At 36.4% G+C, this 17,235-nt stretch carries 12 protein-coding genes; 2 read left to right on the top strand and 10 right to left on the bottom strand.

Annotation, left to right across the window (positions count from 1 at the left end):
• Window positions 1-85: 85 nt before the first annotated feature.
• The 7 genes from cag5 to cagV form a co-directional block, all read right to left on the bottom strand.
• Entirely contained in the window at window positions 86-2,332 is a 2,247-nt protein-coding gene (cag5, locus tag CS889_RS02765; RefSeq protein ID WP_001927347.1) for a VirD4 family type IV secretion system ATPase Cag5, read from the bottom strand.
• An 8-nt stretch (window positions 2,333-2,340) separates the two neighbouring features.
• The gene (gene virB11, locus CS889_RS02770) at window positions 2,341-3,333 is read right to left on the bottom strand and encodes a cag pathogenicity island type IV secretion system ATPase VirB11 (RefSeq protein WP_000133864.1); all 993 of its coding nucleotides are present in this window, start codon (window positions 3,331-3,333) and stop codon (window positions 2,341-2,343) included.
• Between the two features lie 4 nt (window positions 3,334-3,337).
• Window positions 3,338-3,937, bottom strand: a complete 600-nt coding sequence (cagZ, locus tag CS889_RS02775; protein WP_000418819.1) for a cag pathogenicity island translocation protein CagZ — start codon at window positions 3,935-3,937, stop codon at window positions 3,338-3,340.
• A 134-nt stretch (window positions 3,938-4,071) separates the two neighbouring features.
• A complete protein-coding gene (locus tag CS889_RS02780; protein WP_089086781.1) occupies window positions 4,072-9,564 on the bottom strand; it encodes a CagY family CD-EC repeat-containing protein in 5,493 nt (1,830 codons plus the stop codon).
• A 14-nt stretch (window positions 9,565-9,578) separates the two neighbouring features.
• A complete protein-coding gene (gene cagX, locus CS889_RS02785; protein WP_089086782.1) occupies window positions 9,579-11,144 on the bottom strand; it encodes a type IV secretion system apparatus protein CagX in 1,566 nt (521 codons plus the stop codon).
• Between the two features lie 52 nt (window positions 11,145-11,196).
• On the bottom strand, window positions 11,197-12,804 hold the full coding sequence (gene cagW, locus CS889_RS02790) for a cag pathogenicity island VirB6 family T4SS protein CagW (RefSeq protein WP_000482639.1): 1,608 nt from the start codon (window positions 12,802-12,804) through the stop codon (window positions 11,197-11,199).
• 4 nt (window positions 12,805-12,808) lie between these two features.
• Window positions 12,809-13,567 carry a cag pathogenicity island type IV secretion system protein CagV gene (gene cagV / locus CS889_RS02795; protein WP_000900781.1) on the bottom strand — a complete coding sequence of 253 codons (759 nt, stop codon included), beginning with the start codon at window positions 13,565-13,567 and terminating at the stop codon, window positions 12,809-12,811.
• 380 nt (window positions 13,568-13,947) lie between these two features.
• Between cagV and cagU the strand changes: the two genes are divergently transcribed.
• Window positions 13,948-14,604, top strand: a complete 657-nt coding sequence (cagU, locus tag CS889_RS02800) for a cag pathogenicity island translocation protein CagU (protein ID WP_001000431.1) — start codon at window positions 13,948-13,950, stop codon at window positions 14,602-14,604.
• Between the two features lie 35 nt (window positions 14,605-14,639).
• Window positions 14,640-15,482, top strand: a complete 843-nt coding sequence (gene cagT / locus CS889_RS02805) for a type IV secretion system apparatus protein CagT (RefSeq protein WP_000776452.1) — start codon at window positions 14,640-14,642, stop codon at window positions 15,480-15,482.
• Window positions 15,483-15,683: 201 nt separating this feature from the next.
• Here the strand turns inward: cagT and cagS are convergent, their stop codons facing one another.
• The 3 genes from cagS to CS889_RS08435 all read right to left on the bottom strand — a co-directional run bounded on the left by cagS (window position 15,684) and on the right by CS889_RS08435 (window position 17,204).
• Window positions 15,684-16,283 carry a cag pathogenicity island protein CagS gene (gene cagS / locus CS889_RS02810; RefSeq protein WP_000069552.1) on the bottom strand — a complete coding sequence of 200 codons (600 nt, stop codon included), beginning with the start codon at window positions 16,281-16,283 and terminating at the stop codon, window positions 15,684-15,686.
• Window positions 16,284-16,707: 424 nt separating this feature from the next.
• Window positions 16,708-17,028, bottom strand: a complete 321-nt coding sequence (locus CS889_RS02815; RefSeq protein ID WP_228921108.1) for a cag pathogenicity island protein — start codon at window positions 17,026-17,028, stop codon at window positions 16,708-16,710.
• Complete coding sequence (locus tag CS889_RS08435) at window positions 17,025-17,204, bottom strand: hypothetical protein (RefSeq protein WP_079331123.1); 180 nt, start codon at window positions 17,202-17,204, stop codon at window positions 17,025-17,027. The genes CS889_RS02815 and CS889_RS08435 overlap by 4 nt, the downstream gene beginning before the upstream one ends.
• Between the last annotated feature and the right edge of the window lie 31 nt (window positions 17,205-17,235).

Here is a 17,235-nt window from a genome sequence, read left to right on the forward strand (position 1 = left end):
ATATTTTTTAGCAAAAATTAGCAAAGAAGTGCCTGATCTGATCTTGAAAGACTTCCAAAACGAAACTAATGATTAGAAACTAAAATCACAGTTCGCTTGAACCCACAGGCACTAAAGACTTGTCATAGCTCAATTCGCCTCTGGTTTTAGCGGCTTGCAAGTCATCATAAAATGTTGCTTGATTAGGCACTTTCCCCAATTTGTATTTCTTGCTCAAGCTTGGACTTACCTTAATGAGCTCATCGGTGAAGAAGGGATCATCATAGTAAAGCGCCTTGTGGCATTTGATGGGTTTGAGCGTGTTTTCTAGAATAATAAGCTCATCGCCCATAGTCATCAATTCATCAGGGGTCATCAAAAACCGCTCCTTGTTGCTGATAGAAGTGTTGGTCTTACCCGTATTATCATCAATGCTTCGGCTCACATCTTGTCTTGTGTATTTCCCTAACACTTTAGAAAGCTTTTCAAAATGTTCATAGTAGTTATCGTTGTTGATCCCATAATACATATTCAAAGAAAGGTTGTCTAAAATAGTCTTAGCTCCATTCCTACCATAACCAAGTGGGGGATCATTTTCTAATTGCGCCTTACTTTGAAACACAAAAGCGGGGCGCATGTTGTATTCTGCCATGATCCCTACCGCTTTAACAAAGGTCTCTAAATAGCCACACAAAGTGAATTCGTCCATGAGCATTAAGCAGCTTCTTTTGCATTGAGGATCATGGATTGGTAGAATAAGGTTGCTATAAATCATCACGTTGAAAAACAGCTCTAATATCGGTCCAACAATAGTGCTTTCTTTGGGGTTAGCGATCACGCCAATGCTGACCTCATCGATCCTTAAACGCCTGAAATCAAAATCATTAGCGCTCGTGAAATTCCTGATCATTGCGTTATTATAAGGAGCAAAGGCTGAAGTATATACCCCTTGAACCGAGCTATAAGTTTCTCTAGCGCCACCCATTGTCTTAAAGTTATTCCACATGTTTCTAGTGGCAGGACTAAGCGCTCTTAGATTATCGCCACTCTTATCTTCTTCACCTCCAAAAAATTCCATTAAAGACACGACTTTTTCCATGTTTGTGTCTTCATCAATCAGGTTGATCCCGCTTGCCATAGAACCTATGAAAAACATCGTAGGGGTTTCAGGCATGATGATTTTTTTTCTTTTGACAAACTCAAGCCCCTTTTTAGTCCACATGAGATCCCTGTAAATATTGCAATTGATGACAAAGAGGTTTCTCGCTTGGTTGCTAAAGAAAGGATCTTTTTCATTAGGTCTTTCAGGGAACACCAACTTAGCCAATCCAAAGATTTGAGTGGAAAAATCCCCTCCACTAGCCACCATGCCATGCCCTTTTAAGCGTGTGTCAATTTGAGAGAGTATGTCTTCGGTCAAAACCACATCATTACCAAAATCCACATACGCAAAAGGATTAAATCGGTGTGTTTTTAAGGAGAAAGGTTCATAGATGAACACTTTTTGGTTGAAGCGTTTCTCTCTGATTTTCCCGCAAGTTTCCATAGTGTCAGCCTTAGGGTCAAACACAACGATATTTTGAGGATAATTGATCATATTGGGCATGATGAAACCCACCCCCTTACCGCTCCTAGTAGGGGCAATGAGTCCAATAAACGCCTGTCCTGCGTAAGCGATAAAATCCCCCAAACCTCGCCTGCCTACAATCACCTCTCGTTTGTCAAAGGCGCGTTTTTTATTGTTGGGTGTGATAAGCTTGGCTTTGATCATTTTCTCTTCAGTTTCCCAACTCGCGCTACCAAAGAGATCATCAACTTTTTTATTCGCTCCTATGTCTCTAGTCCGAGTTAAGTATTTTAAGAACCACACAAAAAAGGTAATGAATATATAAGAGCATAAAATAGAACTATATACGACTAAGGATATATTGAACCCATAAATCTTGAGCGAGCTAAAAGTGAGCGCCTTAAAATAGTATGCAGGAAAATCTTGTATCGCATAGACCCATATATCAAAAAGATCATCATCGCTCTCAGGCAATTGATTATCATCATAAAAATTACCTAAGAGAATCAAGAAAAATAACCCTGATGTGATAAAAGAATAGGATAGTAATAGTATAGCTTGCAACCAAAAGCCAAAGGTTTTAACCCTTTCTTTCAGTCCATCTATAATGATTTCTTTAAAGCTTTTTTTCTTTTGAGGCTGGTTAGCTTTATCTTTAAAAACCTTTTTTTGAGTTTTTATGAATTTGTAGAGGAAAAATAACGCTATTAACCCTATGAAACTAAAAATAACAACCAACTTATAATCCTCTATGAAGTATAAGGCGTTATACAAAAAGTCTTCCATTGTTCCTACTACCTATGTTTGATATAAAACTCATCACACTGTTTGTGGTGGTTGATATGAACAATTATATCAATCAAATCTTTAAAGCCTTCAATGAGACTTTCAAACTTGATATTCCTTGCTGCGCTATTAGATGAACTCATGTTAGCTAAACGAATAAACGCTTCTTCACTGCTCCCTGCATGTAGAGTGGTTAGCGTGCCTTTATGGCCGCTACAAAGCACATTATAAAAATCGTATGCCTCACTGCTTCTGAGTTCCCCTAAAATGATTCTATCAGGCCGCATTCTCAAACATGACTTTAAGCAATCAGCAGAGGTGATATTCCCACCAAAAAAAAGCTGTGTGTAGTTCTTGTGGTGTTTGAATACGATCTCTTCGGTGTCTTCAATGGATATGATCCTTTCTTCTTTGGGGATAAACTCCATGATGCTTTTGATATAAGTCGTTTTACCGCTTCCTGTGCCACCACAAACAATCACATTTTTACCAATAGCAATACCATCTTTAATCGCGCTGATCGCTTGTTCTTTGTTGTCTAGTAGATTATAAAAACCTTGTTCTTCAAAAAAGCTATGAGGGTAGGTTGTTTTGCTAGGTATCCTTATGGATATGGAAATGGTTTCATCATTAACTGTAACAGGTGAAAGGACAATCTGCACCCTTTCACCATTCGCTAAATTGCTACTCAAAATAGGATTTTCATAGTTGTCTATTGTTTTTTTCTTGAAGCTTGCACAACACCGAGCGAAATGCATTAAACGAGATAAGCTAAAGGCCTTCTTGTTTCTCACATCAAACGGTTGCCATTCGCCATTATTTTTTAAAACCCATACAACCTTGTCCCCATTGTAACAAATCTCAGTGATATTTTCCATTTTTAAAAAATCACCAAAAAGTTCTTCAGTAGCATGCCTTAGAGGATTTAATGCCGCTTCTTTTAAGGCTCTTTCTACTTCTAGAAATTTTTTATCTTCTGCACTCAATCTGTCTTCAGTCATGTTCTTATTCCAAATTTAATTTTAACTGGGTTATCAATTTAGCCCTTTCTAAAGAAGTGAGATAAGTCTTATTTTTGCTCAAAATAATATATTTAGTCCCTATATCTTGGACAATCTCATTGAGCTTTCTCCCAAAATCATCTATCCCTAGAATCTGAAACGCCACGCCCATCATATTGCCATCTATGAATGGCGGTAAATACTCTCTTGGCAGATAAGAAGCCACTAGGTCTGAAATTCTTGCCACTTCATCACACATGAAATTATTGAAGTTGTCAGAAATTTCTGCAACAAACTCTCCAAGCGTTAGTTCATTTTTGATCGTGCTTTCTGCAAAAGTCTTTTCTTGTTTGCAACGATTGTAACTGGCTAACACAAGGTTGTTTAAATAGTTGTAATAAGTATCAAAACTAATAAAATTCTTTTGCATATTGATTCTTAACTCTTGAACCCTTCTCAAAAAATCTTGCGGATCGTTGCTATCTTTTAAAGAAGTGGCGTAATTTTGAATAAACTTATCCCTTACTTCATTCGCATTTCTCATAAGAGAGCTGTTGCTGTCTAAGATCTTTTGTCTTTCTGCTTCATTGAAACCTAGTTCCATTGCTGTTTCCTTTCATTGTTTTTGCTTGGTTTTTTCCGCCACTATATCCTCTAGAAGAGCCTAGTTGGTTTTGTCTTTTATTTTGTAAAGAACCGAGTTTAATAACATGAATATATTTTATCCTTTCTCTTGAATCAATTGCCACCTTTGGGGCTTGTGGTGATTTCTTCATGCTCTCTAGACAGAGTTTTGGTGCTTTGTTTGATAATTTCATCTACCACAGATTTGTTGGTAATTTTAACATCATACACGCCGCTAAAATCAATATCGTCCATGGTGAGAATCTTAATACTATCGCCCTCATTTTTGTAAAAACTTGGGGGGATATTCATCAGTTGCCCTAGAATTTGATTAGACATCTGAGCTGAACTTTGCATACTGCCATTGATAGCTTGACCCAAAGCGTAATTAAATTCAGGTGTCCTTTCACTTCTGCCTTTGCCAAGACCTATGAGTTTATCTAATGCTATGATAGGCGCGGTTTGCAAGAAGCTATTAACCACGCTTGCTATCACAGCAAAGCCTATGCGCTTCATGAAGTGATTATTCACATAGCCATCTACCCCTGCTTCACCCAGCATGCCTGCTGCTTGAGCGTTTGCTAGAGGTATAATCACCCCATCAGGCGTAATGGCTTTAGTAAAGACTATCATTAAACGAGTCATAATAGGCGTGCCACCTTTCACGCTTTGATAATTCCCATACACCTTAGTGCCTTTGTCTAATAAGATCATAGTGCCGTTCATGTTCCATACATCTTTGGCTACAACCCCACTCACTATACCCGTGAGAGTGGCATCTACTTTAGAAGTCAGAGTGATTTCAATGGGGGTGTATTGCGCTAAAACAAATGTGGGATCACTCTTGCCTATAAAGGCCTGTTTGACAGGGCTTGTTTCATCTTGTTTTTCTTCTTTCTTTTTATCGTCAATGGGATTACCATTTTCATCTACAAAATCCCCACTCTTTTCTTTTTTGTTCTTAAGAGCGATTTCGCTGATATTTTTGGCAGTTTCTGCGACATCTTTGTCTATCTTATTGCTTTCTGCTTTAGTTTCTGCTGTGGGTTTTTTACCTTTTTCTTTATCGTCATCTTTCTTATCGCCACCTAAAGCCTTAGCTAATTTAGCTTCTAAACTCTTATCCTTAATGGTTTTCTCTGTTTCGTATTGCTTAGTAATATCAGGCTCTATGGAAGCATAAATAGGATTATCGCTAGCTATTTTGTCCGCATCAACATTAGTGGCGTTAATAGTGGCAATATCGCCACCATTTTTAAAATCCATTGGCAACAATGGATAACCTTTAGCCGCCATGTTATCAAAGGTTTTGCGGCTTCTTAGATCGCTATAAATCCGATCCACTTCATCAGCTTGTCGTTTGATTCCTAGAATTAGCGCCCTTTCGCTATCGCTCAATCCCTCTAAACATTGCTCTATGGCTTCTTGATCAGTAGGGTCATCTAAGTTATCCAAGCACTCGCTTGCTTGATGCAACCTTTCTGTTTTACTCAATTGATTTTGTTTGTTCTGTGCCCTTTTATTTTGGATTTCTTGGATCAAATCGCTATAAAGGTTTTGGCATTTTCTTTTTTCTTCATCGGTCCTAGCCGTTTTCAAACAATCCAAGACAGCCTTTTCTCTAGCTTCTTGCAGGTATTTGAGCTTCTCTTCATCGCTCAAACCATCCAAACACTTCATGATAGCCGCTCTGTCGTTAGGATCGGCGTTTTTCAAGCAATCTTTTATCGCTTTATCTTTTTGTTGGCGCTGTTTCTCTAAAAATTTCCTAGCTTCAGGCGTGAGTAATTTCTCGCATTCTTGTTTCTCTTTTTCATTCCTAGCTCTTGAAACGCAGTCTAAATAAGCCTTAACGCTTTTTTTAACTTCTTGCTCTAAGAGTTTCCTCGCTTCAGGGGTGAGTAACTTCTCGCAGGCTCTCCTTTCAGTTTCATTCCTAGCTTGAGAGAGGCAGTCTTTATAAGCTTTAAGGCTCTCTTTAGCTTCTTCTAAAAGTTTTCTCGCTTCAGGCGTGAGTAACTTCTCGCATTCTTTTCTTTCAGCTTCAGTTTTGGCTTTTGATACGCAATCCAAATAAGCCTTAACGCTTTTTTTAGATTCTTCTAAAAGTTTTTTCGCTTCGGGCGTGAGTAATTTCTCACACTCTTTTCTTTCAGCTTCGTTTTTGGCTTTTGATACGCAATCCAAATAAACCCTAACACTCTCTTTGGCTAAAACCTTTTTTTGTAAGTCTTTAGGGAGATCTTTGACACACCTTTTTTTCTCAGCTTCGGTTTTAGCGTTTTTCAAACAATCTAGCGCTTGATTCTCTAATAGTTTCCTCGCTTCAGGCGTGAGCAATTTCTCGCATTCTTTTTTCTCTTTTTCATTCCTAGCTCTTGATACGCAGTCTAAATAAGCCTTAACGCTTTTTTTAACTTCTTGCTCTAAGAGTTTCCTCGCTTCAGGCGTGAGCAATTTCTCGCATTCTTTTTTCTCTTTTTCATTCCTAGCTCTTGATACGCAGTCTAAATAAGCCTTAACGCTTTTTTTAACTTCTTGCTCTAAAAGTTTCCTCGCTTCAGGGGTGAGTAATTTCTCGCATTCTTGTTTCTCTTTTTCATTCCTAGCTCTTGAAACGCAGTCTAAATAAGCCTTAACGCTCTTCTTAGCTTCTTCTAGTAGCTTTCTCGCTTCAGGGGTGAGTAACTTCTCGCATTCTTGTTTCTCTTTTTCATTCCTAGCTCTTGAAACGCAGTCTAAATAAGCCTTAACGCTCTTCTTAGCTTCTTCTAGTAGCTTTCTCGCTTCAGGGGTGAGTAACTTCTCACACTCTTTTCTTTCAGCTTCGTTTTTGGCTTTTGATACGCAATCCAAATAAACCCTAACACTCTCTTTGGCTAAAACCTTTTTTTGTAAGTCTTTAGGGAGATCTTTGACACACCTTTTTTTCTCAGCTTCGGTTTTAGCGTTTTTCAAACAATCTAGCGCTTGATTCTCTAATAGTTTCCTCGCTTCAGGCGTGAGCAATTTCTCGCATTCTTTTCTTTCAGCTTCGTTTTTGGCTTTTGATACGCAATCCAAATAAGCCTTAACGCTCTTCTTAGCTTCTTCTAGTAGCTTTCTCGCTTCAGGGGTGAGCAATTTCTCGCATTCTTTTTTCTCTTTTTCATTCCTAGCTCTTGATACGCAGTCTAAATAAGCCTTAACGCTTTTTTTAACTTCTTGCTCTAAAAGTTTCCTCGCTTCAGGGGTGAGTAATTTCTCGCATTCTTGTTTCTCTTTTTCATTCCTAGCTCTTGAAACGCAGTCTAAATAAGCCTTAACGCTCTTCTTAGCTTCTTCTAGTAGCTTTCTCGCTTCAGGGGTGAGTAACTTCTCGCATTCTTTTCTTTCAGCTTCGTTTTTGGCTTTTGATACGCAATCCAAATAAACCCTAACACTCTCTTTGGCTAAAACCTTTTTCTGTAAGTCTTTAGGGAGATCTTTCAAGCACTCTTTCCGTTCTTCATCGGTTTTAGCGTTTTTCAAACAATCTAGCGCTTGATTCTCTAATAGTTTTTTCGCTTCAGGCGTGAGTAATTTCTCACACTCTTTTTTCTCAGCTTCAGTTTTAGCTTGAGATACGCAATCCAAATAAGCTCTAACGCTCTTTTTGGCTTCTTCTAACTTTTTTTTCGCTTCAGGCGTGAGCAATTTCTCGCATTCTTGTTTCTCAGCTTCAGTTTTGGCCTGAGATACGCAATCCAAATAAGCCTTAACGCTCTCTTTGGCTTCTTCTTCTAAAAGTTTTTTCGCTTCGGGTGTGAGCAATTTCTCGCATTCTTTTTTTTCATCTTCAGTTTTGGCTTGAGATGCACAGTCTTTATAAGCTTTCAGGCTCTCTTTAGCTAAAATATCGCTTTGTAAGTCTTTAGGGAGATCTTTCAAACACTTTTTTCGTTCTTCATCGGTTTTAGCGTTTTTCAAACAATCTAGTACTTGTTGTTCTAACTTTTTTTTCGCTTCAGGCGTGAGTAATTTCTCACACTCTTTTTTCTCTTTTTCATTCCTAGCTCTTGAAACGCAGTCCTTGTAAGCCTTAACGCTCATATCAGCTAGTAGTTCTTTTTGTAAGTCTTGGGGAATATTTTTCAAGCACTCGTTTCGTTCTTCATCGGTTTTAGCGTTTTTCAAACAATCTAGCGCTTGTTGTTTCAATCTTTCTATGGCTTCTTTAGACAAGCCTTTCAAACATTCGTTTTTCTCAGCTTCTGTTTTGGCGTTTTTGATACAATCCTTATACTCTTGAAGCTCTTTTTGAAGCTCTAATTCCTTACGGAATTTCTCTCTAATCTCAGGGTCATTTATGAGTTTTAGGCACTCTTTCCGTTCTTCATCGGTTTTAGCGTTTTTCAAACAATCTAGAGCCACTTGAACTTTTTGTTGGTTCAGTAAGCTTTTTTTCAGGTTTTCATCTTTGATTAAATCTAAACACTTGATCCTTTCTTCTTCAGTTTTGGCATTTTTGATGCAGTCGTTATAAGCCTCTAGAGTCTTTTTCATTTGATCTTGAAGTTTTTTGTCTTTGATAAGCTTCAAACATTCTTCATAGTTGCCACCATTACTAATACACTCATAAAAGGCTCTCAATGGGTTTTTGTCCTCAATTTCTGCAATATTCAAATAGTTGTATAAGGTTCTATTGGGATCGTCATTGAAGAAAAGATTCTTATCGATCATATTGCCTTTTTCATTCCGTTCTTTCAGCAATCGGTTATACTCTTGCCTTATTTGGATTTCATCATTGACATAAAGATTCCTGTCTTTGCTAAAACGAGAGCTTTTATCTTCCAAAGGTACAAAGTAGTGAAAAATGCTTCTAGAAAATAAAACAATCACAATAAGAACAGCGACTACAATGCCACCAATAATGTATTTCTTTTTGCTTCCTTTGATAATCTCTTGATCGTTAGAGTCGTCAGTTATTTCTTCTAGCTTGTCTTCATCAAAATGGGTTTTAGTTTCTTGGGTTTTAGTTTCTGTGGGGTTGTCAAGATGATTGTCTGAGCTTTCTGTGGGGTTGTCAAGATGATTGTCTGAGCTTTCTGTGGGGTTGTCAAGATGATTGTCTGAGCTTTCTGTGGATTCTTTTAAAAGATCTTCAAAATGATTGGCTTCCGTTGCTTCTTCATTAGATAGATCTTGGGGTGAATCTTGTTGGGTTTTTTCAGAAGTTTCATCATCAATCAAGTCCGTTTGAGTTTCTTCTTGATGCCAATTATTTTCTTGATTATCTTCTTCGTTCAGTTTTTGGGTTTCTTCATCTAAACTCTTTTGCTGAGTGAAAGGTCTTTTATCATCAACTAATTTTCTGGCTTTCTTGAATAACTTGTCTGCTAGACTGCCATTGCTAGATTCTGAAGTTTCATTACCTCCAGAATCCATTTGAGTTTGGGTTTCTTCTGGCTTTTCTTCATCAAAATGGGTTTTAATTTCTGCGGAATTGTCAAGATGATTGTCTGAGCTTTCTTCTTTTAAAAGATCTTCAAAATGATTGGCTTCCGTTGCTTCTTCATTAGATAGATCTTGGGGTGAATCTTGTTGGGTTTTTTCAGAAGTTTCAAGTTTATCGTTTTCTTCATTCATGTCTTAACGCCTTTTTATTTATCTCTGACAAGAGGGAGCTTTTTAATCACACGCTCCAATTCACCATAGTTTTTGATATTGTAATTTTTTGTCAATGGATTTTTCCCATAGCCTTTATTGATCACTGTTACAAGGGCTTTGTCTTTAATGAGCTTAAACTTCTCTGCAATTTCATTAACTCTATACCATCTCAATCCTGAATTAGTCATGTTAGGATCAATGGCGGCATCAGTCATGCTCAATTTCCCATCAGGTTGAACCACAAAAATAGCAGGTTGGAGAGTGATGTTTTTGAAACCAAAATAAGTGAATGTGCCATCATCAAAAATTTCAGAGGGCATAATATGTTTAGAGCGTTTTTCAGGCGCTTGGTAGTAATTGTAGTTTCTAGGCACAGGATTTCTTTTTAACGCATTATGCACATATTGGGTCTCTAGCGCCTTTGCTTGATCTAGTATAATTTTTTGTTTTTCTTCTCTTATTTTTTCTTTGTTGATAATCTGTTCATTGCTCGCCATCATTACTCTATTGATGTAGGCTGTGGTGTTGAGATTTTCTTGCTTGATCAATTCTCTCTGCCTCTTTGCTTCTTCTCTCTTTTTTAATTCCTCTTCAATAACGCTAGAGACTTCGTGTCTTTGTGGGTATTCTAATTTGACCGTTAGATACGCTGAAGCAAAATTGTCTTTTTGAGCTATTCTCAAAATGAATTGATACAAGGCTTTATTGGTCCGCACAACAAGATTAGTCCTCCAAGCGCTATCGCTAGGAGATAATTCTATGGAGTTATCCTCGGGGCTTTTTTGAGATTTATCTGTCTTAATACTGATTTTATCCTTGGCTCTTTGCCTAACTGCCTCTTCAGCTTGTTTCTTGTTGAGTTCTTCAATTTGTTTGAGCGCGTTAGCTTGAGCCTGCTCTTGCATGTCCTCTAGTCGTTCCATTTGGTCTAATTCATTTTCTCTCTGTTGCTTGATCAATTCGCTAAGATTTTTGTTATTGCTCAAATTTTGTGGGTTACTCATAGCGTTAGTGAGATTTTCTAAATTGGCTCTATTTTTTGCACGCTCCTCCTTTCTTTTTTCTCTTTTATCTTTTTGCGCTTTTTGCGCCTGTTCTTTAGCTTCTTTTTCTTTTTCTAGAGCTTTTTTTTGTTCTTCTAATTCTTTAGGGTCAGGCGCATCTACGATAAGTTTTTTTGTTTTTAAAAATTCTTGGTAATCTCTTGTCATTAGGGCAAAATTCACTGCTTCTTTTTCAAACATGAGATTACTTTTTACCGATTTAGGTTGAATGAATATATGATTAGAATTAGGCACAATATTCCAACCTTTATTGAAACCTGTTGTGATGTAAGAAATAGTTTCATCTTTTTCAAGTTGGATCACAGTAACATTGTCTAATGAAGTCCAAATCGTGATGGGTTTTTCATCTCCCAAATAAGTAATCTTCTTATTCACCACTTTCACCCTGCCACGATTAAAATTTTTAATGTCAGGTGCTGCTTCTATTACGCTAGATAAAAATAAATAACCAAGACAGAAACAGTTAACAATTTTTTTAAAAAATGCCTGCTCCATCAACAATTCCTCTTAAAAAATATTTGTAATTGTAACACAAGAATAAAGTGGCTTATCCTTTAAACATAGATCCACCAACTCTTCCTACCATTAAGGCATCTCTTTCTCTATCCATCCTGCTGCCATCCATAGAGACAGAGCTGAAAATGGTATTAACGATCGCATTGACACTCTCAATAATCGTCTCTATGAAACCTTTTAAAATAAATAGAGTGATCAAACTCGCAATAGTTGAATCGATACCCAGTCCCCCTTGATTGATGTTTTGTATAGCAACAGAGGGCGTTATGGTCAAATTGAATGCCAATAATGCCAAAACACCAAAGAGCAAAATAGGAATAGCTAGAACCAAGATAAATAAATTATTAATAAACCATATCAATATGTTTTTCATGGAATCTTTGAACCAATCTAGCACGATCAAACATACCGCAATAGGGAACACAATACCGCTAAAAGCCCCAGCTATCAAAGGTTTCACAACCACAGTGCTTATTCTCATAATGATAGTTACTTGCATAAAAATGGCGAATAAAGAAATACCTGCCACTTGCAAGCCTTGTAACAAACTAGGAGCGTTGTTACCAACATTAGAAAAAACAGCTCTTACCGCAGGTAAAATTGAATTAACAGTGTAATTCAGCACTAAATCTAAAGCCCAAAAAAGAACTTGATTCAGCCCAAAAGCACCTGCTAAACCAAAATAAATGGAATAAGAGATTTTATAAAGATAACCAAAACCTGCATAGGCGATAAAAGAGACCATCGCCATTTTGAATAATGTCCCCCCAATAAATCGCATGTATTCAAAACCTATGTTAATCTGAATACCATTTGAAATATCCCTCAATTTCATAAAAGAAATGAAAACAAAAATCCCAAAAACAATATAAATTAGGTAAGAAACAAAATCAAGATATGACCCTTGCCCTATGATAATATCAGGCAGATTGACTACACCATATGCAGGAAGAACAGCAGCGTCCGCTCCTTTGACAACAGATTCTAGTGCGGCAAAAGCAAGCATGGCTGTAGTGTTGTTTTGCAGTTTATTTGCAGTGAATTCTTTGCCAATCAGCCAAATTAAACCATCAGCTGTAATATTCGTAGAAGCTTGAGCGGTTATTGAGCTAATTATTTGTAAAAGAACATTGCCTTTCACATTGTCCTCAACACCGCCTTTGGTGAAATTCTGAATCTTGTTGCTCAAATTGTCTAGCATGCTATCCATGGATATGTCTATGTTTTTATTTATCAATGCGTTCCAACCAAAATTACAGCCACTTGATGGCGTTAGAGCAAAGCCTTGTATAGCTGTAGCAACACTTGCCCACGCCGATCCCCATAAAGGACCTAAAGTGTTCAAATATTTCACCAGATTGCTAGCGGCTAAACTTGTGGCTAATGGTGTGCTAAGCGCTTCGATCACACCCTGCCCTGAACTCTTTCCGCTCCCTGATTGACCAATAGATGTATAGCCTGTTAAAATATCTGCAAAACTTTTGTTGGTTAAAACATAACTCGGTATCAGCATGCAATAAACTGTTTGGTAAATTTTGAGATTTGAAACAATGGGCAAATCAATAGCTTTCAACCAATTAGGAACAATGAGAAAAAAACTCATGATCGTTATTAAAAAAGTCCTTTTAAGATTAAACATGCTCTTATTTCTCTAATGTCTTATTTTTCGCTTCCACTTCTTTAATCTTTCTCAAAATTTCGCTTACTGTCTGCTCGTTTTGTAAATCCGTGATTTGAATGTCAAACACTTTGAAGCCAAAAGGATTGATGATAAGATTTTCTTGAGAAGAGTTACCTCTAGCAAAATCATAATAAATAGTTACTTGTTTTTTAGTAATATATTCATAATTTTCCATCGTATCAGGTGTGATTTTGATGGTAATGAAAAATGTTAATCTCGTTAAGGGACTATTTTTGACTTTTTCTCTTTGTATGTTAGAGCTAATGATAGCTTCTGCTCGGACTTTATCTACGAATTGTCTGATATTTTCATTGAACATTCTCATTGCTTGGGTTTGGAAACTCACATCGCAATATTGCATCAGTTGATCCTTGCGATCCCTCAAAGAATTTTTACTATAACCAAACAGCAATGAGACAAATTTTGAAGTTGCGCTATCCACAACAGCTTCAGAATTGACAATTTGCCTGGCATCGGAGCGTTTGACAATTTTAAATTCTCCTGTGTATCGATCAATGCCATAAACAAATATATCCGTTTTCTTCAAAGGCATCATCATCACAATACTCGTTACAGCGGCGACATTGAGTGCCATAGAGAGATAAAAAGCCCTTTTGAAAGTCCTATTGGCCTTATTGAGTTTTGCCAATCTATCAAGGGCTATCACACCCCCAACCAAATTTTCATCAATCAAGACTTCTTCGTTTTTTTTCCCTAACATGCGACAGCTTTATTGTTTAATTATTGGTTTGTTGGTTGTAAAACTTGAGAGATTTTTCATTAAAAACTCCTTAAAATAACCCTAATTATAGCAAAATTTCTGTAAAAACTATGTATTTGAAAAACCTTTAACAAAAACCTTTTTGGATAAGGCGTTGAGCAAAGATTCCTTGATAATCAATTTAAGCAGCGACTTGTTTCAAACAAGAAGCAAGATGAAACACGATGCAACTCAAAAAGTAAGAGCGATGAGCAAGCAGTCGTAACTCAATAATGAAATTTTAGAAGCGCTTAATTCAAAGAGATGAGACAATCACAACTCATAGAGAGAATGGTATAATATCAAAATAAGTTCTCAATTTAATTCTTGAAAGGAATTTCATGAACGATACAACAGAGCATCATGGATCCAATCCGCTAAACGCCCCACCACCTAGCAACTCACAGAGCAATGATCTCTTAAATTTGCTAGACTCGTTATATCCTAAAGGGAGTTTAGGGGAACAAAGATTTCACGAAGCTTTAAAGAATCAAGAAGAGTTGAAAAATATCCTAATAGAAATAGAAAAGCTACCGCAAGAAAAAAGGTATGAACTTCTGATGCAGATAGGACAAGCCAAACAGAGAATAATGGAAGCATACGCTCATTCATTCTTAGGATATATAGGGGGACTAGAGCATCTGTTAGGATTGTGTATGGGTGGGATATTTGTTTTGTTTGCAATCTATTTTGTATTTTTAAGAACTAGCAAAAACACAGAGCTAGTGGAAAGTCTAAAAGCAAAATTAAAACTTCAGTATTTTTACTATGCCTTTGGTGTGGGTGCGGTTTTGTTTTTTGGATTAGAAACAATTAGATCGATTTATGAACTATATATCTTAGGAATTGGTAGCACTAACGACAAGGTGCTTTTTGTTTTGAAAAACATTTGCTTCATAGGTATGGGCTATTTGATTTATAAAGTTATTAAGGTTATTGGTATAAAAAATTTTATCAATGGTCTTTTCGCTTCAAAGAAACAAGGCGGTGCAGAATGAAACTAATGAAACGAGAGCGATAAGGAGAAACAACAATGAAACTGAGAGCAAGTGTTTTAATCGGTGCGGCAATTCTGTGCTTAATTTTAAGCGCGTGCAGTAACTATGCGAAAAAAGTGGTGAAACAAAAGAACCATGTTTATACGCCTGTGTATAATGAACTGATAGAGAAGTATAGTGAGATCCCCTTAAATGACAAACTCAAAGACACACCATTCATGGTGCAAGTGAAGTTGCCAAATTACAAGGACTATTTGTTGGATAATAAACAAGTTGTACTAACTTTCAAACTTGTTCATCATTCTAAAAAGATTACGCTCATAGGCGATGCCAATAAGATCCTTCAATACAAGAATTACTTCCAAGCTAATGGAGCAAGATCTGACATTGATTTTTACTTGCAGCCTACTTTGAATCAAAAAGGTGTGGTGATGATAGCGAGTAACTACAATGATAATCCTAACAACAAAGAACAACCACAAACCTTTGATGTGTTGCAAGGAAGTCAGCCAATGCTAGGGGCTAACACAAAAAACTTGCATGGCTATGATGTGAGTGGAGCAAACAACAAGCAAGTGATCAATGAAGTGGCAAGAGAAAAAGCTCAGCTAGAAAAAATCAATCAGTATTACAGAACTCTCTTGCAAGACAAGGAACAAGAATATACCACTAGGAAAAATAACCAACGAGAAATTTTAGAAACCTTGAGTAATCGTGCAGGTTATCAAATGAGGCAGAATGTGATTAGTTCTGAGATTTTTAAGAATGGCAACTTGAACATGCAAACCAGAGAGGAAGAAGTTAGGGAGAAGCTGCAAGAAGAAAGAGAGAATGAATACTTACGCAATCAAATCAGAAGTTTGCTCAGTGGTAAGTGATTGAAAGAAAAGGAGAGAATAGATTTTTCTAAGGGTAGAGAGAAACGCCAACGGGCGTTAGCTTTACTTGATAGGTAAGGCGATCAGGTAGGTAATCTTTTTAAAGTGTTCATCATTTTTTAATTCTGTCTCTTCCCAAGACAAATATTTTTCAAACTGAATTTTGTTAGTTACACCGAGATTTTTTGTTCGTTTTCCATATCAAGCATTTTGCACTCCTTTTTCTTCCATGTATTTTTCAAGATCAAATTTCATCAGCAAATCCCTAACATAGTCGTTATATTGTTCAATGGTTTTTAGATTAGCATAGAAATTCACTTCTTCATCTGTCATCACAAACAATTTCAATAGTGGGAGCTTAGTATCATACAATTCTATTTGCGAGTCCATTTCTCTAATACTCATCTTAAACATGATGGGCTTGCTGAAGAAAGGCAGAAATATTCCAAGAATTGATCGATCAAATTTGGAGAATAAGAAATTAGGATTCTCCGTAATCGCATGCAACAGTTCCATAGTCTCATTCTCAAGCAAACGATAAACCTTTTTAAATTTATCAATACCAATGCTTTTGATAACAGCGCGATAATCTTTCATGTAATTTCTTAGAACCTTATCTAACGCTCCCTTGTTTGTATGCATCTGTTTGAAAAAATCATGCATGGTTTTTATTTGATCCATGATTTTCTTTTTTTCATCAGTGCTTAAAAGTTCGTTCTCTTGCAAGCTCTTAATAAGTTTTTCTTTCTTATCTTTTGAGTTGGCAATCATTAAGAAGAGTTTTCGCATGTTATTACTCATATCGCTCTTGATCCCTTCAATGGATTTGGTTTCTCTTTAGATTGTTCAGATCGTAAAGGTTTATATTGAAATTATACAATATCTGTTGCGTGAAAATTTCAGAGCGGTCATAATTCAAAGAGCAAGAAACTATTTTTTTAACCATAAAAATATTGCTTCAATCACTCTCATATCTATTTTTCAAAACCTACAAAAAACGCTTTCACAAATAGCCCTAAACCGATTTAAAAAAGTTTTAATGTTAAGCAAGATAAGTTGTAAGAATGCGTTACAACTAAAATAAAGAGTCAAGATAACTCATTTTCAAAAAGGAGTCTCAAGTAATAAAATCATAACGTTCAGCTAGTAATCTATTGCCTTGTTGATCAAACAAAGCTCTGCATGAAAGATGAAAAAATTTCATCTTTAGATAGTTAATACACCACTAGAGTCTTACTTGAGAGACACTCATTTTATTAGTGGTTTTGTCTGATTTGTTGCTACCAAAACCATTACCAACCAAAGCAGATCCCATGTTTTTGATACTATCGAATCCATTCTTCAGCACTTCTGCCATAAAATTCTTGATATTGTCCATAGGCAAGTTGAATTTTTTCCCTAATATTTCATTAAGTCCCATCATTAACATCAGAAAGAACAAAAAACTTAATATCATAGAAAACAAATCATTGGATAAACCTGTAAAAAGATTTATTCCGCCACCCAACAAAGAAGCTAAAATTTTTCCCATACTCAGTCCTTTTATTTTCGGTTGTGTAAGTTATTGCTTGTTCGGATCTCTAATGCGTGTTTTAGTAGGAAGCATTTCACAATAGCATACCTAAAGCTACTAAGAAAATTCTTGAATCTAAGATTACTCATGAAATCAAGCGATAAGCAACCACCAATCGCAAACAAATCAAATATTTTGCCACCAAACAAGCCATATTCTTTTTGTTTTTATCTCCTAATT

The organism is Helicobacter pylori (assembly GCF_900120335.1).
Taxonomy (GTDB): domain Bacteria; phylum Campylobacterota; class Campylobacteria; order Campylobacterales; family Helicobacteraceae; genus Helicobacter; species Helicobacter pylori_BU.

Coding starts and splice junctions, on each gene's coding strand:
- cagW (WP_000482639.1), bottom strand. CDS start 12,804: ATGTTTAATCTTAAAAGGACTTTTTTAATAACGATCATGAGTTTTTTT.
- cagV (WP_000900781.1), bottom strand. CDS start 13,567: ATGTTAGGGAAAAAAAACGAAGAAGTCTTGATTGATGAAAATTTGGTT.
- cagT (WP_000776452.1), top strand. CDS start 14,640: ATGAAACTGAGAGCAAGTGTTTTAATCGGTGCGGCAATTCTGTGCTTA.
- CS889_RS02780 (WP_089086781.1), bottom strand. CDS start 9,564: ATGAATGAAGAAAACGATAAACTTGAAACTTCTGAAAAAACCCAACAA.
- cagS (WP_000069552.1), bottom strand. CDS start 16,283: ATGAGTAATAACATGCGAAAACTCTTCTTAATGATTGCCAACTCAAAA.
- virB11 (WP_000133864.1), bottom strand. CDS start 3,333: ATGACTGAAGACAGATTGAGTGCAGAAGATAAAAAATTTCTAGAAGTA.
- cagU (WP_001000431.1), top strand. CDS start 13,948: ATGAACGATACAACAGAGCATCATGGATCCAATCCGCTAAACGCCCCA.
- cagX (WP_089086782.1), bottom strand. CDS start 11,144: ATGGAGCAGGCATTTTTTAAAAAAATTGTTAACTGTTTCTGTCTTGGT.
- cagZ (WP_000418819.1), bottom strand. CDS start 3,937: ATGGAACTAGGTTTCAATGAAGCAGAAAGACAAAAGATCTTAGACAGC.
- cag5 (WP_001927347.1), bottom strand. CDS start 2,332: ATGGAAGACTTTTTGTATAACGCCTTATACTTCATAGAGGATTATAAG.